At 69.3% G+C, this 23,241-nt stretch carries 22 protein-coding genes; 20 read left to right on the top strand and 2 right to left on the bottom strand.

Features of this window, described 5'->3' with window-relative positions; all coding sequences use genetic code 11:
* Positions 1–4 precede the first annotated feature (4 nt).
* Positions 5–3,898: a DNA-directed RNA polymerase subunit beta' gene (locus tag I6G21_RS01435; protein WP_129357779.1), complete on the top strand. Its 3,894-nt coding sequence runs from the start codon at positions 5–7 to the stop codon at positions 3,896–3,898.
* Between the two features lie 141 nt (positions 3,899–4,039).
* On the opposite strand, the gene I6G21_RS01430 is transcribed toward I6G21_RS01435, so the two are convergent.
* Together I6G21_RS01430 and I6G21_RS01425 are read right to left on the bottom strand one after the other, a co-directional pair.
* Positions 4,040–5,899 carry a bifunctional sugar phosphate isomerase/epimerase/4-hydroxyphenylpyruvate dioxygenase family protein gene (locus tag I6G21_RS01430; protein WP_129357780.1) on the bottom strand — a complete coding sequence of 620 codons (1,860 nt, stop codon included), beginning with the start codon at positions 5,897–5,899 and terminating at the stop codon, positions 4,040–4,042.
* Entirely contained in the window at positions 5,896–6,876 is a 981-nt protein-coding gene (locus tag I6G21_RS01425) for a shikimate dehydrogenase (RefSeq protein WP_129357781.1), read from the bottom strand. The genes I6G21_RS01430 and I6G21_RS01425 overlap by 4 nt, the downstream gene beginning before the upstream one ends.
* A gap of 573 nt (positions 6,877–7,449) precedes the next feature.
* Between I6G21_RS01425 and I6G21_RS10570 the strand changes: the two genes are divergently transcribed.
* The 19 genes from I6G21_RS10570 to I6G21_RS01330 all read left to right on the top strand — a co-directional run bounded on the left by I6G21_RS10570 (position 7,450) and on the right by I6G21_RS01330 (position 23,241).
* A complete protein-coding gene (locus tag I6G21_RS10570; RefSeq protein ID WP_224799861.1) occupies positions 7,450–8,097 on the top strand; it encodes a CoA-transferase in 648 nt (215 codons plus the stop codon).
* The gene (locus tag I6G21_RS01415) at positions 8,094–8,894 is read left to right on the top strand and encodes an IclR family transcriptional regulator domain-containing protein (RefSeq protein WP_129357782.1); all 801 of its coding nucleotides are present in this window, start codon (positions 8,094–8,096) and stop codon (positions 8,892–8,894) included. The genes I6G21_RS10570 and I6G21_RS01415 overlap by 4 nt, the downstream gene beginning before the upstream one ends.
* 422 nt (positions 8,895–9,316) lie before the next feature.
* On the top strand, positions 9,317–9,691 hold the full coding sequence (gene rpsL, locus I6G21_RS01410) for a 30S ribosomal protein S12 (protein ID WP_055684592.1): 375 nt from the start codon (positions 9,317–9,319) through the stop codon (positions 9,689–9,691).
* Complete coding sequence (rpsG, locus tag I6G21_RS01405) at positions 9,691–10,164, top strand: 30S ribosomal protein S7 (protein WP_055684591.1); 474 nt, start codon at positions 9,691–9,693, stop codon at positions 10,162–10,164. The genes rpsL and rpsG overlap by 1 nt, the downstream gene beginning before the upstream one ends.
* 72 nt (positions 10,165–10,236) lie before the next feature.
* Positions 10,237–12,351: an elongation factor G gene (gene fusA / locus I6G21_RS01400; RefSeq protein ID WP_129357783.1), complete on the top strand. Its 2,115-nt coding sequence runs from the start codon at positions 10,237–10,239 to the stop codon at positions 12,349–12,351.
* Positions 12,352–12,525: 174 nt separating this feature from the next.
* A complete protein-coding gene (tuf, locus tag I6G21_RS01395) occupies positions 12,526–13,716 on the top strand; it encodes an elongation factor Tu (RefSeq protein ID WP_055684589.1) in 1,191 nt (396 codons plus the stop codon).
* A 570-nt stretch (positions 13,717–14,286) separates the two neighbouring features.
* Entirely contained in the window at positions 14,287–14,595 is a 309-nt protein-coding gene (gene rpsJ / locus I6G21_RS01390; RefSeq protein ID WP_030015043.1) for a 30S ribosomal protein S10, read from the top strand.
* Between the two features lie 16 nt (positions 14,596–14,611).
* Positions 14,612–15,268: a 50S ribosomal protein L3 gene (gene rplC, locus I6G21_RS01385; protein WP_129357784.1), complete on the top strand. Its 657-nt coding sequence runs from the start codon at positions 14,612–14,614 to the stop codon at positions 15,266–15,268.
* Positions 15,269–15,272: 4 nt separating this feature from the next.
* Positions 15,273–15,896: a 50S ribosomal protein L4 gene (rplD, locus tag I6G21_RS01380; RefSeq protein WP_075515265.1), complete on the top strand. Its 624-nt coding sequence runs from the start codon at positions 15,273–15,275 to the stop codon at positions 15,894–15,896.
* Positions 15,893–16,195: a 50S ribosomal protein L23 gene (gene rplW, locus I6G21_RS01375; protein ID WP_055684586.1), complete on the top strand. Its 303-nt coding sequence runs from the start codon at positions 15,893–15,895 to the stop codon at positions 16,193–16,195. The genes rplD and rplW overlap by 4 nt, the downstream gene beginning before the upstream one ends.
* Positions 16,196–16,229: 34 nt before the next feature.
* On the top strand, positions 16,230–17,066 hold the full coding sequence (rplB, locus tag I6G21_RS01370; RefSeq protein ID WP_075515264.1) for a 50S ribosomal protein L2: 837 nt from the start codon (positions 16,230–16,232) through the stop codon (positions 17,064–17,066).
* A 12-nt stretch (positions 17,067–17,078) separates the two neighbouring features.
* Positions 17,079–17,360, top strand: a complete 282-nt coding sequence (rpsS, locus tag I6G21_RS01365; protein ID WP_055684584.1) for a 30S ribosomal protein S19 — start codon at positions 17,079–17,081, stop codon at positions 17,358–17,360.
* A gap of 62 nt (positions 17,361–17,422) precedes the next feature.
* Positions 17,423–17,788 carry a 50S ribosomal protein L22 gene (rplV, locus tag I6G21_RS01360; protein ID WP_055684583.1) on the top strand — a complete coding sequence of 122 codons (366 nt, stop codon included), beginning with the start codon at positions 17,423–17,425 and terminating at the stop codon, positions 17,786–17,788.
* Positions 17,789–18,658: a 30S ribosomal protein S3 gene (rpsC, locus tag I6G21_RS01355; protein WP_058731520.1), complete on the top strand. Its 870-nt coding sequence runs from the start codon at positions 17,789–17,791 to the stop codon at positions 18,656–18,658.
* Positions 18,659–19,075 (top strand): 50S ribosomal protein L16, encoded by a 417-nt coding sequence (gene rplP / locus I6G21_RS01350; protein ID WP_055684581.1) that lies wholly within the window; start codon positions 18,659–18,661, stop codon positions 19,073–19,075. It abuts the gene before it with no gap.
* Between the two features lie 2 nt (positions 19,076–19,077).
* Positions 19,078–19,401 (top strand): 50S ribosomal protein L29, encoded by a 324-nt coding sequence (rpmC, locus tag I6G21_RS01345; RefSeq protein WP_055684580.1) that lies wholly within the window; start codon positions 19,078–19,080, stop codon positions 19,399–19,401.
* Positions 19,398–19,670 (top strand): 30S ribosomal protein S17, encoded by a 273-nt coding sequence (rpsQ, locus tag I6G21_RS01340; protein WP_055684579.1) that lies wholly within the window; start codon positions 19,398–19,400, stop codon positions 19,668–19,670. Before rpmC ends, rpsQ begins: the two co-directional genes overlap by 4 nt.
* 194 nt (positions 19,671–19,864) lie before the next feature.
* The gene (locus I6G21_RS01335; RefSeq protein WP_061225634.1) at positions 19,865–20,902 is read left to right on the top strand and encodes an ABC transporter substrate-binding protein; all 1,038 of its coding nucleotides are present in this window, start codon (positions 19,865–19,867) and stop codon (positions 20,900–20,902) included.
* Entirely contained in the window at positions 20,899–23,241 is a 2,343-nt protein-coding gene (locus I6G21_RS01330; RefSeq protein WP_197939450.1) for a hypothetical protein, read from the top strand. Before I6G21_RS01335 ends, I6G21_RS01330 begins: the two co-directional genes overlap by 4 nt.

Below are 23,241 nucleotides of genomic sequence, written 5' to 3'. Positions count from 1 at the left end.
CCCCATGTCCAACGAATCTTCACTGGGACTGATGCGGATCGGTCTGGCCACCGCCGAGGAGATCCGCTCGTGGTCGTACGGCGAGGTCAAGAAGCCGGAGACCATCAACTACCGCACCCTCAAGCCGGAGAAGGAGGGTCTGTTCGACGAGCGGATCTTCGGGCCGACCCGCGACTGGGAGTGCTACTGCGGCAAGTACAAGCGCGTGCGCTTCAAGGGCATCATCTGCGAGCGCTGCGGCGTCGAGGTGACCCGGGCCAAGGTGCGCCGTGAGCGGATGGGCCACATCGAGCTGGCCGCGCCCGTCACGCACATCTGGTACTTCAAGGGCGTGCCCTCCCGCCTGGGCTACCTGCTGGATCTGGCGCCGAAGGATCTGGAGAAGATCATCTACTTCGCCGCCTACATGATCACCTCCGTGGACGAGGAGGCTCGCCACGAGGACCTGCCGAACCTGCAGGCCGCCCACGACCGGGACAAGAAGACCCTGGAATCCGAGCGGGACGCGGACATCGCCGCGATCGCGAAGGAGACCGAGGAGGAGCTGGCCCGCATCGAGGCCGAGGGCGGCAAGGCCGCGGAGAAGCGCAAGCTGCGCGACGCCGCGGAGCGCCAGATGGCCCAGGTGCGCAAGCGCGTGGACGCCGAGATCGCCCACATGGACAAGGTCTTCGACCGCTTCAAGAACCTCAAGGTCACCGACCTGGAGGGCGACGAGGCGCTGTACCGGTCCATGGTGGACAAGTTCGGCATGTACTTCGAGGGCGCGATGGGCGCCGAGGCGATCAAGAAGCGCCTGGAGACCTTCGACATGGCCGCCGAGGCGGAGGCCCTGAAGGAGACCATCCAGAACGGCAAGGGCCAGCGCAAGACCCGCGCCCTGAAGCGGCTGAAGGTCGTCAACGCGTTCCTGACCACCAGCAACTCCCCGCTGGGCATGGTTCTGGATGCGGTGCCGGTGATCCCGCCGGAGCTGCGCCCGATGGTGCAGCTGGACGGCGGCCGCTTCGCAACCTCGGACCTGAACGACCTGTACCGCCGGGTCATCAACCGCAACAACCGCCTGAAGCGCCTGCTGGATCTCGGTGCGCCCGAGATCATCGTGAACAACGAGAAGCGGATGCTGCAGGAGGCCGTGGACTCCCTGTTCGACAACGGTCGGCGCGGCCGTCCGGTCACCGGGCCGGGCAACCGCCCGCTGAAGTCCCTGTCGGACATGCTCAAGGGCAAGCAGGGCCGGTTCCGCCAGAACCTGCTGGGCAAGCGCGTGGACTACTCGGGCCGCTCGGTCATCGTGGTGGGCCCGCAGCTGAAGATGCACCAGTGCGGTCTGCCCAAGCAGATGGCCCTGGAGCTGTTCAAGCCCTTCGTGATGAAGCGCCTGGTGGACCTGAACCACGCGCAGAACATCAAGTCCGCCAAGCGGATGGTGGAGCGCTTCCGCCCGCAGGTGTGGGATGTGCTGGAGGAGATCATCACCGAGCACCCGGTGCTGCTCAACCGCGCCCCCACCCTGCACCGCCTGGGCATCCAGGCCTTCGAGCCGCAGCTGGTGGAGGGCAAGGCCATCCAGCTGCACCCGCTGGTCTGCTCGGCGTTCAACGCGGACTTCGACGGCGACCAGATGGCCGTGCACCTGCCCCTGAGCCCGGAGGCCCAGGCGGAGGCGCGCGTGCTGATGCTGTCCTCGAACAACATCCTCAAGCCCTCGGACGGGCGCCCCGTGGCGGTGCCGTCCCAGGACATGATCATCGGGCTGTACCACCTGACCACGGTCCGGGAGGGGGCCGCCGGCGAGGGCCGGTCCTTCTCCTCGATCGCGGAGGCCCTGATGGCCCTGGACCGGCGCGAGCTGCACCTGAACTCGATGGTGAAGATCGAGCTGGAGGACTTCGTGCCCTACGAGGGCTGGGAAGCCCCCGAGGGCTGGGAGCCGGGTCAGCCGGTGCTGCTGGAGTGCACCCTGGGGCAGGTGCTGTTCAACCAGACCCTGCCGGAGGACTACCCCTGGTACACCGGGATCGCGGATAAGAAGGGCCTGGGCTCGCTGGTCAACGACCTGGCCGAGAACTACCCGATGCACGTGGTCGCCCGCACCCTGGACAACCTCAAGGACACCGGGTTCTACTGGGCCTCCCGCTCGGGCGTCACGGTGGCCGTCTCCGACATCGCCACCCCGCCGTCCAAGCCGGAGATCATGGCCGGCTACGAGAAGCAGGCTGGGGAGATCCAGGGCCAGTACGACATGGGTCTGATCGACGACGACGAGCGCCGCTCCGAGCTGATCGACATCTGGACCAAGGCCACCGACGAGGTCGCCGCGGCGATGATGGAGAACCTGACCGGGCTGAACACCATCAACCGGATGGTCTCCTCCGGGGCGCGAGGCAACTGGATGCAGGTCCGCCAGATCGCGGGCATCCGCGGCCTGGTGTCCAATACCAAGGGCGAGATCATGCCGCGTCCGATCAAGTCCTCCTACCGCGAGGGCCTGTCGGTGCTGGAGTACTTCATCGCGACCCACGGCGCCCGCAAGGGCCTGGCCGACACCGCGCTGCGCACCGCGAACTCCGGGTACCTCACCCGGCGTCTGGTGGACGTCTCCCAGGACGTCATCGTGCGGGAGCTGGACTGCGGCACCAAGCGGGGCCTGAACCTGGACCTGGTCCAGGTGGACCCGGACACCGGGGCCGTGCACCTGCACGACGACGTCGAGAACTCCATCCACGGGCGCGTGCTCGCGGTGGACGTCAAGGACGAGGACGGCACCGTGCTGGCCGAGGGCGGCGCGGACGTCTCCGACGCCGTGATCCAGAAGCTGTACCAGGCCGGGATCCGGAAGGTGCGGGTCCGCTCCGTGCTGACCTGCGAGTCCGCGGTGGGCGTGTGCGCCAAGTGCTACGGCCGCTCGATGGCCTCCGGGAACCTGGTGGACATCGGCGAGGCCGTGGGCATCATCGCCGCGCAGTCCATCGGCGAGCCGGGCACCCAGCTGACCATGCGCACCTTCCACACCGGCGGTGTGGCCTCCGCGGATGACATCACGCAGGGTCTGCCCCGCATCCAGGAGCTGTTCGAGGCCCGCACCCCCAAGGGCGTGGCCCCGATCTCCGAGATCGCCGGGACCGTGACCATCGAGGACACGGAGAAGTCGCTCAAGGTGGTCATCACCCCGGAGAGCAAGGACGACGAGCCGATGTCCTACCCGGTGCTGCGCCGCGCTCGGCTGCTGGTCTCGGACGGGGACCGCGTGGAGGTCGGCCAGCAGCTGGTCTCCGGTGCGGTGGATCCCAAGGAGGTGCTGCGCATCCGCGGGCCCCGCGAGGCGCAGAAGCACCTGGTGGATGAGGTCCAGGGCGTCTACCGCTCCCAGGGCGTGGGCATCCACGACAAGCACGTGGAGGTCATCGTGCGCCAGATGACCCGGCGGATCACCGTCATCGAGTCCGGTGACACCGATCTGCTGCCGGGTGAGCTGGTGGAGACGGTGCAGTTCCAGCAGGCCAACAAGAAGGCCGTGCAGGAGCAGGCCCGTCCGGCCGCGGGCCGTCCGGAGCTGATGGGCATCACCAAGGCCTCCCTGGCCACGGACTCGTGGCTGTCGGCCGCCTCCTTCCAGGAGACCACGCGGGTGCTGACCCAGGCGGCGATGGAGGGCAAGTCCGACCCGCTGGTGGGCCTGAAGGAGAACGTGATCATCGGCAAGCTGATCCCGGCCGGCACCGGTCTGGATCGGTACAACGACATCGAGGTGGAGCCCACGGAGGAGGCGCGCGAGCAGATGTACGCCAACTCCACCGGATTCGCCGACTTCTCCTACGCGGGGGAGACCGACGGGTCCGTGGCCGCGGAGTTCCACGCGATCCCGCTGGAGGAGTACCCCGGGTACGGCTCCTGAGGCCAGCCCGTGCGGGCGCGGTGAACCCCGCGCCTGCACGGTGACGGCACCGTGAAGGGCCCCGCCCCGGTCCCGACGCTTGATGAGCGTCGGGACCGGGGCGGGGCCCTTCCCCGTTTCCCAGGTGCTTCGTCGGGGCTCTCAGAGCCCGTCGGCCAGGCGGGCCTGGGCGGCCAGGCGCACCGGGGCGTCGGGTCCGCCGTAGCCGTCCAGGCGCTGGACCACCTCGAAGAACACCTGCCCGACGGTGCGGGTGTAGAAGTGCAGGAACTCCCCGCGCTCGTCCCGGTCGTACATCAGGTCCAGCTCCCGCAGGTCCGCCAGGCGCGAGGCCGGCAGGTCGAAGCGGGCCGCGAGGTCCTCGTAGTAGTTCTGCGGAACCGGCAGGAAGCCCAGCCCCGCCTCCCGGGCCCGCCGGGCCAGAGCCAGGATGTCCCGGCAGGCGAAGGCCACGTGCCCCCGGCCCGGGTGGGCGCTGAGGTCCGGGGCCACGTTCAGCGGCAGGCGCACCGACCCGTCCTCGGTGCGCACCACCTGGGAGCTGATCAGCCCGTCCGGGCCCGGAACGTCCGTGGCCGCCCGGCGCTCCAGGCCCAGGGCCGCGCGGTAGAACAGCATGGATTCGGCCTGGTAGTGGCGGGGCTGGGCGAGGTTGACGTGGTCGATCCCGGTGATCAGCGCCGCGTCGGCCTCCGGCTGGGCCGCGGGGGCCGCGCCGACGTCGGGCCGGTCGAACTCCGCGACCCACGCGGGCTGGCCCTCGGAGGCCTCGGTGAGGAAGACCTCGGTCTCGTCCGGGGCGAGGAAGGCGGGGAAGCGCTGCTCGTCGTCGTGGGCCAGGCGCGCGACCTCGCGGAAGCCCAGCTCGCGGCACCGGCGGGCGGTCGCCTGCGCGGAGGGCACCTGCACGGCCAGGGAGGCCAGGCTTGCCTCCTCCCGGGCCCAGTGGTCCACGTTGAGCACGACGCGCGCCGCGCCCTGCTCCCACAGCCGCACGGGCTTGGTCCGGTGCCGTCCGCGCGGACGGAAGCCCAGCTGCGCCAGCAGGGCCTGCAGCCCGTCGGTGCGCTGCCCGCGCACCTCCGCCCACTGGATCCCGGTGGGCGCCTGGGCCTGCGGCAGCCGGGTCAGCGCGGCATCGGCGGGAAGCCGCTCGTCCTCCCCGCGCTGCGCCCGCAGCGCGGCCACGCGGTCCTGCAGCCAGACCAGGCTGCGGTGGGCCTCCTGGGCGGTGCGGTAGACGTTGGTCTGGCGGTAGGAGTCGTTGAAGATCTCCAGGGACAGCGGCCCCGCGTAGCCGGCGCGCAGCACCGTGTCCAGGAACCGGGCCAGGGCGAAGCCGCCCTCCCCGGGGAAGACCCGGTGGTGGCGGGACCAGGAGAGCACGTCCAGGGACATCGGCGGGGCGTCGGCCAGCTGCAGGAAGAACAGCTTCTGCGCCGGGATGTCCAGGATGCCCTCGGTGGGCCAGTCTCGGGAGAGGATGTGGAAGCTGTCCAGGCAGACCCCGAGGTTCTCCCGGTCCGCGGCGCGCACGATCCGCCAGGAGTGGTCCACGTCGTTCACCGCGGCCCCCCAGGCCAGGGCCTCGTAGGCCAGGCGGATGCCGTGGGCCGCGGCGGCGTCGGCCAGCTCCCCGAGCTGCCGGGCGGTCAGCTCGTCGCCGGCGGCGTCATCGGCCGTGACCCCGCCGGCGACGGTGGAGCAGACCAGCATCAGGTCCATCCCGAGCCGGCCCATCAGTTTGAACTTCGCCTCGGCTCGGTGCAGGACCCGGGCGAAGTCCTCCTGACTGACCCCCACCGCATCGCGGAAGGGCTGGTACAGGTCCAGGCTCAGCCCGAGCCAGGCGGCCAGCTCCCGGATCCGCTCCGGGGACTCCGGGGCGACGACGAGGTCCTGCTCGAAGATCTCCACCCCGTCGAATCCGGCCGCGGCGGCCGCGCGCAGCTTCTGCACCAGGGTCCCGGACAGGCTCACGGTCGCGATCGAGGTCCTCATCGTCCGGTCTCCTCGTCCTCGGCGGCGGGCTGGCTCTCCGCGTGGGCGGGGGTCGACTCGACGGGGGTCGGCGGCGTCGGGGCGCTGGGCCCCTGCTGGGCGGTGACCAGTTCGGCGAAGTCCCGGGCCATCGCCTCCCGGTCCGGGGCCTGCCCGGTGATCAGGGTGAAGGCGTCCACGGCCTGCCCCACGGCCATGCCGCCGCCGGGAAGCACGGGGCAGCCCAGGGCGCGGGCGCGCCGGATCAGCGGGGTCTCCTGCGGCAGGTAGATCACATCGGCCACCCAGAGTCCCGGGTGCACCAGCTCCAGATCCAGGGGCGCGCCGGGGTGGTGGTGCATCCCGATGGGGGTGGCGTTGAGCAGCCCGGTCGCCTCGCCCACGGCCTCGGGCAGCTGCTCGCCGGACAGGGCGCGGACCTCGGCCCCGGGGAATAGCCGGGCGTACTCGGCGGCCCGCTCCTCGGCCCGTGGCCGATCCACGTCGAACAGCTCCAGGCGCTGGACCCCCGCGGCCAGCAGGGCGTAGGCGGTGGCCGAGCCGGCCCCGCCGGTGCCCAGCTGCACCACCCGGGTCAGGTCTGCCGCGGGCAGGCCCGCGGCCAGCGCGGCGGCGAAGCCGGTGACGTCGGTGTTGTGCCCGATCATCCGTCCGTCCCGGAACAGCACGGTGTTCACCGCGCCCAGCCGGGAGGCCTCCTCGGAGAGCTCGTCCATAAGGGCCACGGCCAGCTGCTTGCACGGGTGGGTCACGTTGCAGGCGCTGAAGCCGAGCTCGCGGGCCGCGCCGAGCAGGCGCACCCCGTGCTGGGCGGAGACGGGACCGGGGTGTCCGGGCAGGGCCTCGAGGTCCACCGGGCGGTAGAGGTAGCGCAGCCCGAGGCGGTCCGCGGCGCGTTCGTGCAGGGGAGGGGCCAGGGAGGCGGTGATGCCGCCGCCGATCAGACCCACGAGGTGGGATCGGCCGGGAAGGCTCATGGGGGTGCTCCTTGGTCCGGGGAGGGTCCCCGGGGTCGGTGCGTCGGGGCAGCGGCGCCGCAGTGGCGCAGATCTCGCCGACGGGGTATCGTCGTCGACACTACGCGGAGGTGCGCATCACGTACAACAGTTCGCACAGCGAACACATGGGCCCTTCTGCGGCGGGTGTCGCACCGCGCGCCACCCGTGCCCACGAGACGAAGGAGTCCCATGAGCGAGCAGACCGCCCCGGCCCCCGCGCCGCAGGCCTCCCGCACCGGATCGCACGCGCCGGATCCGGCGGATCCGGTGCGCAAGACCCCGGGCAAATCCGCCCTGGCCGCGGCCGCTCGGCGCACCATCGCGCAGGTGGATGAGATCTCCCCGGAGCCGCTGGACCCGGAGGCCATCGTGACCCCCGGGATCTACACGGATGTGCTGGTGCGCATCCCCAGCGACTCCGGCCGGCTGGCCGCGCGCGAGCGCGCCGAGCACCCGCTGAGCACCCCCGAGCAGCAGACCCCCGAGCACGGCACCCCAGGACGGCACGGCGATGACCGGCGGAGCGGGGCCCCTTTCCCCGGGGAGGGGCCCCTGGAGAAGGAGGCCCTGGCCCGGCTGGTCGCCGCGGACATCGCCCCAGGCTCCTACGTCAACCTCGGCATCGGCCAGCCCACGACCGTCGCGGATCACCTCGGCCCCGAGCAGGGGGTCACCCTGCACACCGAGAACGGGATGCTGGGCATGGGCCGGGCCGCGCACGGGGAGGAGGTGGACGAGGACCTCATCAACGCCGGGAAGATCCCGGTGACCGAGACCCCGGGCGCCTCTTACTTCCACCACGCGGACTCCTTCGCGATGATGCGCGGCGGGCACCTGGACGTGTGCGTGCTGGGGGCCTACCAGGTCTCCGCCGGCGGGGACCTGGCCAACTGGTCCACCGGCAAGCCCGGCGCGATCCCCGCGGTGGGCGGGGCGATGGACCTGGCGATCGGGGCGAAGTCCACCTGGGTGATGATGCGCCTGCTCACCCGGGACGGCGCGGCCAAGATCGTCCCCGAGTGCATCTTCCCCCTCACCGGCGTCGGCTGCGTCTCCCGGGTCTACACGGACCTGGGGGTGTTCCTGCTGGAGGGGGACGGGACGGTGCGGGTGCGCCAGATGCACGGGATCGACGCGGCCGGTCTGCGCGAGCTGATGCCCGAGGTGCACCTGGTCTTCCCCGACGGCGAGGCCGCGTGAGCCACCACGAGCCGGAGCCGACCGCCGGCACCTACGTGCGCTCGCTGGAGCGGGGCCTGGCGGTGATCCGGGCCTTCGACGCCGAGCGCACGGAGCTCACCCTGGCGCAGGTGGCCGAGCGCACGGGGATGAGCCGGGCCAGCGCCAGGCGGTTCCTGCACACCCTGGCCCACCTGGGCTACGTGCAGGTGGAGGGCCGGGCCTTCCGCCTGGGCCCGCAGGTGCTGTCCCTGGGCTACGCCTACCTGTCCGGGCAGACCCTCAAGCAGGTGGCCGAGGTGCCGCTGCGGGAGCTGTCCGCCCGGCTCGGGGAGTCGGTGTCCCTGTCCGTGCTGGACGGGGCGGAGATCGTCTACCTGGCGCGGGTGGCCGCGCAGCGGATCATGGCCGTGGACATCTCGGTGGGCACCCGGCTGCCGGCCGCGACGACGTCGATGGGCCGGGTCCTGCTCGCCGGGCGATCCCCGCAGGAGGTGGAGCGGCACCTGGGTGAGCACCCGCCGCGGGCGCTGAACCGGCACACGCTGACCGATCCGCAGGCCGTGGCCCAGCGGATCGAGCAGGTGCGCCGGGACGGGTGGGCGCTGGTGGACCAGGAGCTGGAGGTCGGGCTGCGCTCGCTGGCCGTCGGGGTGTGCGGGGCCGGGGGAGAGGTCGTGGCGGGGCTGAACGTCTCCACGCGCGTGGGCACGGAGCACGCGGAGCCGCGGCGGCTGCTCGGGCCCACCCTGGAGGCGCTGCGAGACTGCGCGGGGCGGATCGAGGAGCAGCTGCGCCTGGGTGAGCACCGGGTGTGAGACCGCCCCGGGCCGCGGGGCCCGGAGCCGGTGGGATGTGTCGTGGCTCATGGGCCCTTCCAGGGTGGCGGGGCCTCGTGTATGCTGGACGACGAAGTACCAGCCCCAGCGCGGGCGCGTGCCCACAAGGCTCCGGCTTCGGAGTCTCGCGGACGCGACACCGGAGGCGATCACGGCGGCGGGCTTCGGAATCAATGGCAGGTATGGATACGGTCCTCTGGCGCGCACGCTCTGCGCCAAAATGCCATCGTCTCCGCGTGCCCAAAACCGCCCCGATCCCCCCTCCCGCCGGTCGGCGACGTATCAGTGCCTCAGAACCGGCTCCTCACCCGAGACCGCCTGGGACAGACACCGAGCAGCGGCTTCCCCCGTGTCCAGCACGGGGACGGCCGCGGCGAAGCACCAACTGGAGAACACGAACAGTGCCTACCATTCAGCAGCTGGTCCGCAAGGGCCGGACTCCCAAGGTCGAGAAGACCAAGGCGCCCGCACTGAAGGGCAGCCCCATGAAGCGCGGCGTGTGCACCCGCGTCTACACCACCACCCCGAAGAAGCCGAACTCCGCGCTGCGCAAGGTCGCTCGCGTGAAGCTCAACGGCGGCGTCGAGGTCACCGCGTACATCCCCGGTGAGGGCCACAACCTGCAGGAGCACTCCATCGTGCTCGTGCGCGGCGGTCGTGTGAAGGACCTCCCCGGCGTGCGGTACAAGATCGTGCGCGGCGCGCTGGACACCCAGGGCGTCAAGAACCGCGGCCAGGCCCGCTCCCGCTACGGCGCGAAGAAGGAGAAGAAGTAATGCCTCGTAAGGGTCCCGCTCCCAAGCGTCCTCTCGTCGTCGACCCGGTCTACGGCTCCCCGCTGGTCACCCAGCTGATCAACAAGGTCCTGCAGGACGGCAAGAAGTCCACCGCCGAGCGCATCGTCTACGGCGCCCTCGAGGGCGTGGCGCAGAAGGCCGAGGGCGGCGACGCCGTGGCCACGCTGAAGAAGGCCATGGACAACATCAAGCCCTCCCTGGAGGTCCGCTCCCGCCGCGTCGGCGGCGCCACCTACCAGGTGCCGGTCGAGGTGCGCGCCGGGCGCGCCACCGCGCTGGCCCTGCGCTGGCTGGTCGGCTTCTCCAAGCTGCGCCGCGAGAAGACCATGACCGAGCGTCTGATGAACGAGATCCTGGATGCCTCCAACGGTCTCGGTGCCGCTGTGAAGCGCCGCGAGGACACCCACAAGATGGCCGAGTCCAACAAGGCCTTCGCCCACTACCGCTGGTAATCTCATGCCCCACCCGCCCGCCGGCACCGGCGGGCGGGTCCCGAGGGCACGGATCCACCTGAAGGAGACACCGTGGCACGTGACGTGCTTACCGACCTGAACAAGGTCCGCAACATCGGCATCATGGCCCACATCGATGCCGGCAAGACCACGACGACCGAACGCATCCTGTTCTACACGGGCATCAACCACAAGATCGGTGAGACCCACGACGGCGCCTCCACGATGGACTGGATGGCCCAGGAGCAGGAACGCGGCATCACCATCACCTCGGCCGCGACCACCACGTTCTGGAAGAACAACCAGATCAACATCATCGACACCCCCGGCCACGTGGACTTCACGGTCGAGGTCGAGCGCGCCCTGCGCGTGCTCGACGGCGCCGTGGCGGTCTTCGACGGCAAGGAGGGCGTGGAGCCCCAGTCCGAGACCGTGTGGCGCCAGGCCGACAAGTACGAGGTCCCCCGCATCTGCTTCGTCAACAAGATGGACAAGCTGGGCGCGGACTTCTACTTCACCGTGGACACCATCGTCAAGCGCCTGGGGGCCAAGCCCCTGGTCATGCAGCTGCCCATCGGCGCGGAGAACGACTTCGTCGGCGTCGTGGACCTGCTGGAGATGAAGGCCTACGTGTGGCCGGGCGACGCCAAGGGCGACGTCACCATGGGCGCGGAGTACGAGACCCGGGAGATCCCCGAGGAGCTCAAGGACCGCGCGGAGCAGTACCGCAGCGAGCTGGTCGAGGCCGTCGCGGAGGCCTCCGAGGAGCTCATGGAGAAGTACCTCGAGGGCGAAGAGCTCACGATCGATGAGATCAAGGCCGGGGTGCGCCAGCTGACCGTGAACAACGAGGCCTACCCCGTGTTCTGCGGCTCCGCCTTCAAGAACCGCGGCGTGCAGCCCATGCTGGACGCGGTCATCGACTACCTGCCGTCCCCGCTGGACGTGCCCCCCATGATCGGGCACGACCCCAAGGACGAGGAGGTCGAGCTGACCCGCAAGCCCTCGAAGGACGAGCCGTTCTCGGCTCTGGCCTTCAAGGTCGCCGCCCACCCGTTCTACGGCCAGCTGACCTACATCCGCGTCTACTCGGGCGTGGCCTCCTCCGGCCAGCAGGTCACCAACTCCACCAAGGGCCGCAAGGAGCGCATCGGCAAGCTGTTCCAGATGCACTCCAACAAGGAGAACCCGGTGGAGGAGATCCAGGCCGGGCACATCTACGCGGCGATCGGGCTGAAGGACACCACCACGGGGGACACCCTGTGCGATCCGGCCCACCCGATCGTGCTGGAGTCCATGACCTTCCCGAAGCCCGTGATCTTCGTGGCCATCGAGCCCAAGACCAAGGGCGACCAGGAGAAGCTGTCCACCGCCATCCAGAAGCTCTCCGCCGAGGACCCCACGTTCACCGTGAACCTCAACGAGGAGACCGGCCAGACCGAGATCGGCGGCATGGGCGAGCTGCACCTGGACATCCTGGTGGATCGCATGAAGCGCGAGTTCCGCGTGGAGGCCAACGTGGGCAAGCCCCAGGTGGCCTACCGCGAGACCATCAAGAAGACCGTGGAGAAGGTCGACTACACCCACAAGAAGCAGACCGGCGGTTCCGGTCAGTTCGCGAAGGTGCAGGTCTCCTTCGAGCCGATCGCCCTGGATTCCGAGGAGCTCTACGAGTTCGAGGACAAGATCACCGGCGGGCGCGTGCCGCGCGAGTACATCCCGTCCGTGGATCACGGCATCCAGGACGCGATGCAGCTGGGTATCCTCGCCGGGTACCCGGTCGTGGGCGTGAAGGCCACCCTGGTGGACGGCGCCTACCACGACGTCGACTCCTCCGAGATGGCCTTCAAGATCGCCGGCTCCATGGTCTTCAAGGAGGGCGCGCGGCGGGCCAACCCGGTCCTGCTCGAGCCCCTGATGGCCGTGGAGGTCCGCACCCCCGAGGAGTACATGGGCGACGTCATCGGCGACCTGAACTCCCGGCGCGGCCAGATCCAGTCCATGGAGGACGTCGCCGGCATCAAGCTGGTGGCCGCCCTCGTCCCGCTGTCCGAGATGTTCGGCTACATCGGCGACCTGCGCTCCAAGACGCAGGGCCGCGCGGTGTACTCGATGACCTTCGACAGCTACGCCGAGGTCCCCAAGGCCGTGGCGGACGAGATCATCCAGAAGTCCCGCGGGGAGTGATCCCCACTCCGTCGGCCCGCCCCGCACGGGGCGGGCCGACGGGGACCCCCGGCTTGCGCCGGCGCTTCACGCGTCTGCGGGAAATCCGCTAAGGTAGACAGGGAATCCGTCTTCCACAGCGGACTGCGCGCGGCCAGCGCAAGCTTCCACACAAACGTTCTAGGAGGAACACCCTTGGCTAAGGCTAAGTTCGAGCGCTCCAAGCCTCACGTCAACATCGGCACCATCGGTCACGTCGACCACGGCAAGACCACCCTGACCGCCGCGATCTCCAAGGTCCTCGCCGAGAAGTACCCGGACCTCAACGAGCTCCAGGACTTCGGCATGATCGACTCCGCTCCCGAGGAGCGGCAGCGCGGCATCACCATCAACATCGCGCACATCGAGTACCAGACCGAGAAGCGCCACTACGCCCACGTGGACGCCCCCGGCCACGCGGACTACGTGAAGAACATGATCACCGGTGCCGCCCAGATGGACGGCGCGATCCTCGTGGTCGCCGCCACCGACGGCCCGATGGCCCAGACCCGCGAGCACGTGCTGCTCGCCCGCCAGGTCGGCGTGCCGACCCTGCTGGTCGCCCTGAACAAGGCCGACATGGTCGAGGACGAGGAGCTGCTGGACCTCGTCGAGATGGAGGTCCGCGAGCTGCTGTCCTCCCAGGAGTTCGACGGCGACAACGCCCCCGTCATCCGCGTCTCCGCGCTGAAGGCGCTGGAGGGCGACGAGAAGTGGGTCAAGTCCATCGAGGAGCTCATGGAGGCCGTGGACGAGTACATCCCGGACCCCGTGCGCGACAAGGACAAGCCGTTCCTGATGCCCATCGAGGACGTCTTCACCATCACCGGGCGCGGCACCGTGGTGACCGGTCGCGCCGAGCGCGGGACCCTGGCCCTGAACTCCGAGGTCGAGATCGTCGGCATCCGCCCGATCCAGAAGACCACGGTCACCGGGATCGAGATGTTCCACAAGCAGCTCGACGAGGCCTGGGCCGGCGAGAACTGCGGTCTGCTGCTGCGCGGCCTGAAGCGCGACGACGTCGAGCGCGGCCAGGTCGTGGTGAAGCCGGGTTCCATCACCCCGCACACCAACTTCGAGGCGAACGTCTACATCCTGTCCAAGGACGAGGGTGGGCGTCACAACCCGTTCTACTCGAACTACCGTCCGCAGTTCTACTTCCGGACCACCGACGTCACCGGCGTCATCACCCTGCCCGAGGGCACCGAGATGGTCATGCCCGGTGACAACACCGAGATGTCGGTCGAGCTGATCCAGCCGATCGCCATGGAGGAGGGCCTCGGCTTCGCCATCCGCGAGGGTGGCCGCACCGTGGGCTCCGGTCGTGTGACGAAGATCGTCAAGTAAGGTCACCCGACCTGCTCGGTCGGCGCGGGCAGCCCCCGCGCCGACCGGATCTGCGAGAAGGCCCCGGCACACTTCAGGTGTGTCGGGGCCTTCCCGCGTCCCCGGGCGCGTGCCGCGCGATCGCCGGCCATGGGTCGCCGCCATCGCCCGCTGCCCTCGGTGGGTGTGTGTTCGACCACGAATCCCTCCAGCGCTTGCGGGCGGCTTGCCGGGCATGGCAGGATGGAGGACGTTGTTCAAGCGCTTGCAGGCGTCGATGCGCCGCGTGCACCGGAAGTCCCGCTTCCGGCTCACGGCGGTGCGCTCCGCGCAAGCCACAACGACCCGGTCCGAGATGTTCACGGCGTCTCCGCGCGCAGCGCGCGCGACACGCCCGAGTTCGGGGGTCGGTGCTTCGGCGAGGTGAGGAACCCGGAATCCGTCCGGATTCAGCTCGTGCGAAGCGGCGCCAGGATCCCGCAGCTCTCGCCCCAGCGGCGAGCGGCTCGCGGGTGCTTGCCTGAAGACGCCACCACAAGGGACCGTCCGGTCCCATCACAGGGAAGTACTTGAAGAAAGAGAGTCCGACAGATGGCGGGACAGAAAATCCGCATCCGGCTGAAGTCGTATGACCACGAGGTCATCGATTCCTCGGCTCGCAAGATCGTTGAGACGGTGACCCGCGCGGGCGCCACGGTGGTCGGCCCCGTGCCGCTGCCCACCGAGAAGAACGTGTACTGCGTGATCCGCTCGCCGCACAAGTACAAGGACAGCCGCGAGCACTTCGAGATGCGCACGCACAAGCGGCTGATCGACATCGTCGATCCCACGCCGAAGGCCGTCGACTCGCTCATGCGCCTCGACCTCCCGGCAGACGTGAACATCGAAATCAAGCTGTAAAGAGGATCGCATCCCCATGACTAACCACTTCGAGCGCCAGGTGAAGGGCCTGCTGGGCACCAAGCTCGGCATGACCCAGGTCTGGGACGAGAACGGCAAGTTCGTGCCGGTCACCGTCGTCAAGGCCGACTCCAACGTCGTCACCCAGCTGCGCGACCAGGACACCGACGGCTACTCCGCGGTGCAGATCGGCTACGGTGCGATCGATCCGCGCAAGGTCACCAAGCCCATGGCGGGGCACTTCGAGAAGGCCGGGACCACCCCGCGCCGCCACCTCGTCGAGATCCGCACCGCGGACGCCTCCGAGTACTCCCTCGGCCAGGAGCTGAAGGTCGAGATGTTCGAGGCCGGCCAGAAGGTCGACGTCATCGGCAAGACCAAGGGCAAGGGCTTCGCCGGCGTCATGAAGCGCCACGGGTTCAAGGGCGTCTCCGCCTCCCACGGTGCGCACAAGAACCACCGCAAGCCCGGGTCCATCGGCGGTGCCTCCTACCCCGCGCGCGTGTTCAAGGGCATGCGCATGGCCGGTCGGATGGGCAACACCCGCCACACCACCCAGAACCTCACGATCCAGGGTGTCGACACCGAGAACAACGTGCTGCTGATCAAGGGCGCCGTCCCCGGCCCCAAGAACGGCGTCGTTCTGGTGCGCACCGCTGTGAAGGGAGCCTGACACCATGGCAGTCGAAACCCTGAACGTCGACCTGCCCGAGGACGTCTTCGCGCTGGAGCCCAACACGGCTCTGCTGCACCAGGTCGTCATCGCGCAGCTGGCCGCCGCCCGCCAGGGCACCCACAAGGCCAAGAACCGCGGAGAGGTCTCCGGGGCCGGGCGCAAGCCCTTCAAGCAGAAGGGCACCGGCCGGGCCCGCCAGGGCTCCATCCGCGCCCCGCACATGACCGGCGGCGGGATCGTCCACGGGCCCGTCCCGCGCGACTACTCCCAGCGCACCCCCAAGAAGATGAAGGCCGCGGCCCTGCGCCAGGCCCTCTCGGATCGGGCCGCCCACGGTCGCATCCACGTGGTCTCCTCCCTGGTGGACTCCGTGTCCACCAAGGCCGCGAAGGCCGCCCTGGCCGAGATCACCCCGCGCAAGAACGTCCTGGTGGTCATCGACCGCAAGGAGGACGCCGTCGCGCTGTCCGTGCGCAACCTGGTGAACGCCCACGTGCTCTACGCCGACCAGCTGAACACCTACGACGTGCTGCTGGCCGACGACGTGGTCTTCACCAAGGACGCCTACGACGTGTTCGTGGCCGTGGCCAGCAAGGCCGGAAAGAACCAGGAGGTCGCCCAGTGAGCGCCACCATCAAGGATCCCCGCGACGTCATCATCGCCCCCGTCGTCTCGGAGAAGAGCTACGGCCTGATCGACGAAGGCAAGTACACCTTCGAGGTCGACCCCCGCTCGAACAAGTCCGAGATCAAGGACGCCGTGGAGCGCATCTTCGGCGTCAAGGTCTCGGGTGTGAACACCATCAACCGTGCCGGGAAGCGCAAGCGCACCCGCTTCGGCTGGGGAGCGCGCAAGAGCACCAAGCGTGCCGTCGTGACCCTGCGCGAAGGCAGCATCGACATCTTCGGCGGTCCGCAGGCCTGAGCCTGCGGAGACCACTTGAACGAGGAAGACAACTATGGCAATCCGTAAGCACAAGCCGACGACCCCGGGCCGCCGCGGCTCGAGCGTCGCCGACTTCGCAGAAATCACGCGCACGACCCCGGAGAAGTCCCTGGTCCGTCCGCTGCCCAAGAACGGCGGGCGCAACAGCTCCGGGCGCATCACCACCCGGCACAAGGGCGGCGGCCACAAGCGCCAGTACCGCCTGATCGACTTCCGCCGCCACGACAAGGACGGCGTGGACGCCCGGGTCGCGCACATCGAGTACGACCCGAACCGCACCGCGCGCATCGCGCTGCTGCACTACGTGGACGGGGCGAAGCGCTACATCATCGCCCCGAACCGCCTGCAGCAGGGCGACGTCGTGGAGTCCGGCCCCAACGCCGACATCAAGCCCGGCAACAACCTGCCGCTGCGCAACATCCCCGTGGGCACCGTGATCCACGCGGTGGAGCTGCGTCCCGGCGGGGGTGCTAAGCTCGCCCGCTCCGCCGGCGCCTCCGTGCAGCTGGTGGCCAAGGAGGGCAAGTACGGCCAGCTGCGCCTGCCCTCCGGGGAGATCCGCAACGTCGACGTGCGCTGCCGCGCCACGATCGGCGAGGTCGGCAACGCCGAGCAGTCCAACATCAACTGGGGCAAGGCCGGACGCAACCGCTGGAAGGGCATCCGCCCGACCGTGCGCGGCGTCGTCATGAACCCGGTGGACCACCCGCACGGCGGTGGCGAGGGCAAGACCTCCGGTGGTCGGCACCCCGTCAACCCGAACGGCAAGCCCGAGGGGCGCACCCGCCGTCCGAACAAGGACAGCGACAAGCTCATCGTCCGTCGCCGTCGCACCGGCAAGAAGCGCTAAGGAGCCTGACACATGCCTCGCAGTCTGAAGAAGGGCCCTTTCGTCGATCAGCACCTCTACCTGAAGGTCGCCGCTCAGAACGACAAGGGCACCAAGAACGTCATCAAGACGTGGTCCCGCCGCTCGATGATCATCCCCGACATGCTCGGGCACACGATCGCCGTGCACGACGGACGCAAGCACATCCCCGTGTTCATCACCGAGTCGATGGTCGGGCACAAGCTCGGCGAATTCGCTCCCACGCGGACCTTCCGCGGCCATGTGAAGGACGACCGCAAGGGCAAGCGCCGCTAGGTCGGGTTCCCCCGATCCAGCAGCTCACGCTCTTCGGCTAGAAGACGAAAGAGAGATAGGCAATGGAAGCCAAGGCATCTGCGCGCTACGTTCGCGTGACGCCTATGAAGGCCCGGCGCGTCGTCAACCTGATTCGTGGCAAGCAGGCGAATGAGGCTCTGGCGATTCTGAAGTTCGCCCCGCAGGGCGCTTCGGAGCCGGTGTTCAAGATCGTGGAGTCCGCGGTGGCCAACGCCCGCCAGCTGGCTCAGCGCGACAGCGTCGCCTTCACGGAGGAGGACCTGTACGTGTCCGAGGCCTTCGTGGACGAGGGCCCCACCATGAAGCGGTTCCAGCCGCGGGCCCAGGGGCGCGCATACCGCATCAACAAGCGAACCAGCCACATCACCGTGGTGCTCGCTACCCCGGAGAACGAGGAGGACCGCTAAGTGGGACAGAAGATCAACCCGCACGGATTCCGACTGGGGATCACCACGGACCACAAGTCGCATTGGTTCGCTGACTCCACCAAGGAAGGCCAGCGCTACAAGGACTTCGTCCGTGAGGACATCAAGATCCGCGAGCTCATGTCCAAGGGCATGGATCGCGCCGGCATCGCCAACGTCGAGATCGAGCGGACCCGGGACCGCGTGCGCGTGGACATCCACACCGCCCGCCCCGGCATCGTAATCGGCCGCCGCGGCGCCGAGGCCGACCGCATCCGCGGCGAGCTGGAGAAGCTCACCGGCAAGCAGATCCAGCTGAACATCCTCGAGGTCAACAACCCCGAGGTCAACGCTCAGCTGGTCGCCCAGGGTGTGGCCGAGCAGCTGGCCTCCCGCGTGGCCTTCCGCCGCGCGATGAAGAAGGCCATCCAGTCCGCTCAGCGCGCCGGTGCCAAGGGCATCCGGATCCAGTGCGCCGGGCGTCTGGGTGGGGCCGAGATGTCCCGCTCGGAGTTCTACCGCGAGGGCCGCGTGCCCCTGCACACCCTGCGGGCGAACATCGACTACGGCTTCTTCGAGGCCAAGACCACCTTCGGCCGCATCGGCGTGAAGGTCTGGATCTACAAGGGCGACCTGACCGACAAGGAGCTGGCCGCCCAGCAGGCCGCGCAGGGCAACCGGCGCGGCGGCCGCGGCGGGGACCGTCGCGGCGGTGCCGGCGAGCGTCGCGGCGGCGAGCGCCGTCGTCGCGGGGCCTCCGCCGAGCATCGGCAGGAGCGGCGCACCGACAGCCAGCAGCCCCAGGGCGATGCGGCTCGCACCGGTGCCTCCGCGCAGGCCGAGACCACGACCGCAGAGAATGGTGAGGCATAAATGCTGATTCCCCGTCGCGTCAAGTACCGCAAGCAGCACCACCCCAAGCGCACCGGCGTCGCCAAGGGCGGCACCACGGTGTCCTTCGGGGAGTGGGGCGTGCAGGCGCTGGCCCCGGCGTACGTGACCAACCGCCAGATCGAGGCGGCGCGTATCGCCATGACCCGCTACATCAAGCGCGGTGGCAAGGTCTGGATCAACATCTTCCCGGACCGCCCGCTGACCAAGAAGCCCGCCGAGACCCGCATGGGCTCCGGTAAGGGCTCCCCGGAATGGTGGGTCGCCAACGTCAAGCCCGGCCGCGTGCTCTTCGAGCTGTCCGGCGTCACCGATGAGGTGGCGAAGGAAGCCCTGCGCCTGGCCATCCACAAGCTCCCCATGAAGGCACGCATCGTGCGCCGCGAAGGTGGTGAATAGAAATGGCAGTTGGATCGAAGGATCTGTCGATCGATCAGCTCGAGGACCTGGACTCCGCGGCTCTGACCGAGAAGCTGCGTGAGTCTAAGGAGGAGCTGTTCAACCTCCGTTTCCAGAAGGCCACCGGCCAGCTCGAGAACCCGGGCCGCTTCAAGGCCGTCAAGCGCGACATCGCCCGCATCTACACGGTGCTGCGCGAGCGCGAGCTGGGCATCCGCCCCGAGGTCGAGGCCTCGGCCCCGGAAGCCTCGGACAAGAAGGCCGACAAGAAGGCCGCCAAGGCTGCGAAGAAGGCCGCGAAGGCCAGCGAAGGTGATGCCAAGTGAGTGAAGTCAAGACGGAAGAGCGCAACCTGCGCAAGACCCGCCGCGGCTACGTCGTCTCCGACAAGATGGACAAGACCGTCGTCGTCGAGGTCGAGGACCACGTCAAGCACGCGCTGTACGGTAAGGTCATGCGCCGCAGCTCCAAGGTGAAGGCTCACGACGAGCAGAACACCGCCGGCGTCGGCGACCTGGTGCGGATCATGGAGACCCGCCCGCTGTCCGCGACCAAGCGGTGGCGGATCGTGGAGATCCTGGAGCGGGCCAAGTAAGCCCTGCGTCTCCGGGAGTGCGGTGCCCAGCGCGCCGTCTCCATCCCGTGAAGGAGCCCCTTCCCCGTCTGCGGGGGAGGGGCTCCTTCGTGTCCTGCGTCGCATCTGCGTGACCCGGGGCTGCTATCGCTTGAAGCGAACGAATCCGCCGACTAAGGTGAGCCTGAGCTAATCGATCACTCCGGGGAGCCTTCATGCCCGTCATCGTCCCAGCCGGACCGCGCCGCACCGGGCGTCTGCGCACCCTCCTCGCCCTCCTGCTGGCACTCCTGTGCGCCAGCGTGCTGGCCGGGTGCGGGTCCGACGCCGGGGACGCCGAGTCCGACTCCGCCGGGCCCACCCGCACCGTCAAGGACATCGAGGGCACCGAGGTGCAGGTGCCGGAGAACCCGCAGCGGGTCGTGACCCTGTCCGAGCCGACCCTGGACGGGGCGCTGGCCCTGGGGGTCAAGCCCGTCGGGTCCGTGGCTGGGCGCGGGCAGTCCGGGGTGCCGCACTACCTGGCCGACAAGGCCGACGGGGTGAAGCTGCTGGGCAGCGTCTCGGAGCTGGACTACGAGGCCATCGGCGCGATGGACCCGGACCTGATCCTGGTGGACGGCACCAGCGTGAACAACCGCCCGGACGTCCTGGAGATCCTGCGCAAGATCGCCCCGGTGGTGTTCACCGGGTACGCCGGCGGACCCTGGGAGAAGAACTTCGATCGGGTGGCCGACGCGCTGAACCTGCAGGACAAGGCACGGCAGATCGAACAGGACTACCGCTCCACCGTGGAGCAGGACAAGCAGAAGCTGGCCGGTCGCTACGGGGACAAGACCTTCTCCATCGTGCGCTGGCAGGGCGGCGGAGCCTCGCTGATCCTCAAGGAGCTGCCTGCCGGCCGAGCCCTGACCGACCTCGGGCTCAAGCGCCCGCAGAACCAGGACCGCATGGGCCTGGGCCACTCCGACCCGGTCTCGCTGGAAAACCTGAACCAGATCGACGCCGACTACATGTTCTTCGGCACCCTGGGCGGATCCAGCCAGGACAACCCCAACGCCGGCGGCACCGCCGATCTCAGCGGCGCGCAGACCGCGCTGAAGGAAGCCGAGAAGGCCTCCGGCTTCACCGACCTGACCGCCTACAAGGACGGACACATCATCCCCGTGGACGGCTCCCGATGGACTTCCACCGGCGGCCCGCTGCTGATGCAGGGCATCGTCGCCGACGTGATGAAGGACCTGGACCAGTGATCCGTCCGCTGTCCGCCCACCGCACCCCGAAGGAAGCCCCCGCCGCCGTGAACCGCCTCATCTCCCACCCGCTGCGTCTGGCCGTGGCCGCGCTGCTGACGCTGGCCCTGCTCCTGCCCGCGGGTCTGCCGAGCCTGAGCCCGGCCCATGCGGCCGAGGACGAGACCCAGACTGTGAAGGCCTCCGACGGCACGGCGACGGTGACCTCGGTGAAGACGGTCCGTGAGGGCGCTGAGGTGACGGTGACCGGCACCGGGTGGAAGGCCCAGGACGGTTCGGGCTCGAATGTGAGTGTGAAGCTGGATAAGGGCAAGACCACCATCGGTGGTGATGCCGTGGTGGCCACGGTGGACGCGAACGCCCAGGGCGAGTTCTCCGCGACCTTCCCGTTCCCGGGATCCGGTAACTCGAATGCCGCCTGGACGGTGGGCTCGACCCACACGATCCACGTGCTCTCCGGGTCCGGCAAGGAGGGGGATGTGGCCCGCAACGCGGTGCTCACCGTCGGCGTCGTGAAGGCCGACGGGACCACCGTGGACCCCGACGATCCGCAGCACTGGGACTCCTACGCCATCCCCGGCAAGGTGGGGGACACGGCCGTCGATGACGCCACCGTGCGCATCGCGCCGATCGGGACCGGAGACGGCGCCCGCCTGAAGCTGCACGGCGAGGGCTGGACCATGGCCGACGGCAAGCGCGGCTCCGTCATCGCCGTGAAGCTGCTGAAGAACAGCAAGGGCGACGCCTACACCCGGACCCCCAACACCAAGATCAACGACTATCTGACCGCTCGGGCGGGCAACAACGACAGCGTGTGGGTGCTGCTCACCCCGGACCAGTCCAAGGAGGACAAGGCCGCGGGCATCTTCCACATCGATGAGAAGGGCGAGTTCGATGTCGACATCGCCCTGCCCGATGGGCTGAAGCAGGGCCAGTATCTCAAGGCCCAGTTCCTCTCCGGTAAGAACGCGGAGTATGTCGATGCGTCCTGGAAGGACGTGCAGCGCTCCACGGCCGTCGGGCCGCTGAAGGTCGACGGGGTGGCTGCCGACGAGGACAGCCAGACCTCCGACGTCAAGTGCACCGACGTCACGAGCCGGCCCACCGTGACGGTGGAGACGAAGAACGTCGGCGTGGGCGGGAAGGTGCACGTCACCGGCTCCGGATACTGCAACCCCACGGCCAACACCGGTGCCGCCCATGTGGCCGTGAAGCTGGACGAGGGCAAGTACAGCCGCCTGGATGACGCCGTGAGCACCAACCGGACCATCTGGCAGATCATCGAGACCGATCAGTCCAACGGCACCTTCGACACCTGGATCCAGCTGCCCGACGGCACCGATAAGACCTCGACCCCGGCCTTCCCCGAGGGGGCGCACACCCTGCGCTTCCTCTCCGGCTCGCTCAAGCCGGGAGACAAGGGCTCCACCGTCGGCGGGGCCGGCGTCGCCGACTTCGTGGTCGGGCAGTACCGTCCGCAGGGCGCCCCGGACCCGGTGGATCAGGGCTCCGCACTGACCTCCGGCAACCGGCACGGCGTCTCCGCGACGCTGGACGGGGACAAGCTCACCGTGACCGTGCCGGAGGGCCGGCAGGGAGACTGGATCCACACCAGCGCCTACATGGACGGCTCCCGACGCAGCGCCTGGCTGGGGGAGTGGCACCAGCTGGACGCGCGCAGGTCCGTGACCTACACCGTGGACCGCGAGGTGCTGCTGGCCGGGAAGTACCAGCTCCTGGTGCAGAACGGCAACGAGGGCCACGTCGGGGAGATCCTGGGCTGGACCACTCTGGAGCTGAAGGACACCGGCTCCGGGGACTCCGGCTCCTCCGGCGGCCACGGCACCAGCGGCTCCGGTCGCGCCACCGCGACCTCGCCGAACCGCACCTCCGGCACCGCGGAGCAGACCTCCGGCCCCGTGGCGGGCTCCGGGAGCACCTCGGTGCTCACCGGCGCGGCCGTGCCCGGTGGGAACGCCAGCAGCCTCTCCGACACCGCGCAGGACCAGACCTCCTACGTCGTGGTCCGCCGGGCCCCGGGCTCGGACATCGAGACCGTGGTCAAGCGCGTGGTGAAGAAGAAGGTCGCGAAGAAGCCCACCGCCAGCCCCTCCGCCCAGGCCGCCCAGGCCCAGCAGGCCCAGGGCTCCGGGCAGGATCAGGACCAGGCCGCCGCCCAGAGCACCGCCCGGAAGCACTCCTGGTTCTCCTGGGAGAACCTGCTGCTCGTGGCCGCCGCCGCCATTCTCCTTGCCCTCGTGCTCACCGGCGGCAAGAAGAAGACCCAGACCACGGCCGGCGCCGCCGGCTCCGCCTCCGATTCCGCAACCAAGGATTGA

The organism is Rothia kristinae (assembly GCF_016028855.1).
Lineage (GTDB): Bacteria > Actinomycetota > Actinomycetes > Actinomycetales > Micrococcaceae > Rothia > Rothia kristinae.
The sequence above is the reverse complement of the archived record's forward strand: the minus strand, read 5'-3'. Positions and strand labels throughout refer to the sequence as shown.

Bases quoted from the DNA above. Each gene is read 5' to 3' on its own strand.
- I6G21_RS01435 (WP_129357779.1), top strand. From the start codon at position 5: ATGTCCAACGAATCTTCACTGGGACTGATGCGGATCGGTCTGGCCACC.
- rpsJ (WP_030015043.1), top strand. From the start codon at position 14,287: ATGGCGGGACAGAAAATCCGCATCCGGCTGAAGTCGTATGACCACGAG.
- I6G21_RS01335 (WP_061225634.1), top strand. From the start codon at position 19,865: ATGCCCGTCATCGTCCCAGCCGGACCGCGCCGCACCGGGCGTCTGCGC.
- I6G21_RS01430 (WP_129357780.1), bottom strand. From the start codon at position 5,899: ATGAGGACCTCGATCGCGACCGTGAGCCTGTCCGGGACCCTGGTGCAG.
- rpsS (WP_055684584.1), top strand. From the start codon at position 17,079: ATGCCTCGCAGTCTGAAGAAGGGCCCTTTCGTCGATCAGCACCTCTAC.
- rplP (WP_055684581.1), top strand. From the start codon at position 18,659: ATGCTGATTCCCCGTCGCGTCAAGTACCGCAAGCAGCACCACCCCAAG.
- rpsG (WP_055684591.1), top strand. From the start codon at position 9,691: ATGCCTCGTAAGGGTCCCGCTCCCAAGCGTCCTCTCGTCGTCGACCCG.
- rplV (WP_055684583.1), top strand. From the start codon at position 17,423: ATGGAAGCCAAGGCATCTGCGCGCTACGTTCGCGTGACGCCTATGAAG.
- rplD (WP_075515265.1), top strand. From the start codon at position 15,273: ATGGCAGTCGAAACCCTGAACGTCGACCTGCCCGAGGACGTCTTCGCG.
- rplB (WP_075515264.1), top strand. From the start codon at position 16,230: ATGGCAATCCGTAAGCACAAGCCGACGACCCCGGGCCGCCGCGGCTCG.
- rpmC (WP_055684580.1), top strand. From the start codon at position 19,078: ATGGCAGTTGGATCGAAGGATCTGTCGATCGATCAGCTCGAGGACCTG.
- rplC (WP_129357784.1), top strand. From the start codon at position 14,612: ATGACTAACCACTTCGAGCGCCAGGTGAAGGGCCTGCTGGGCACCAAG.
- I6G21_RS01425 (WP_129357781.1), bottom strand. From the start codon at position 6,876: ATGAGCCTTCCCGGCCGATCCCACCTCGTGGGTCTGATCGGCGGCGGC.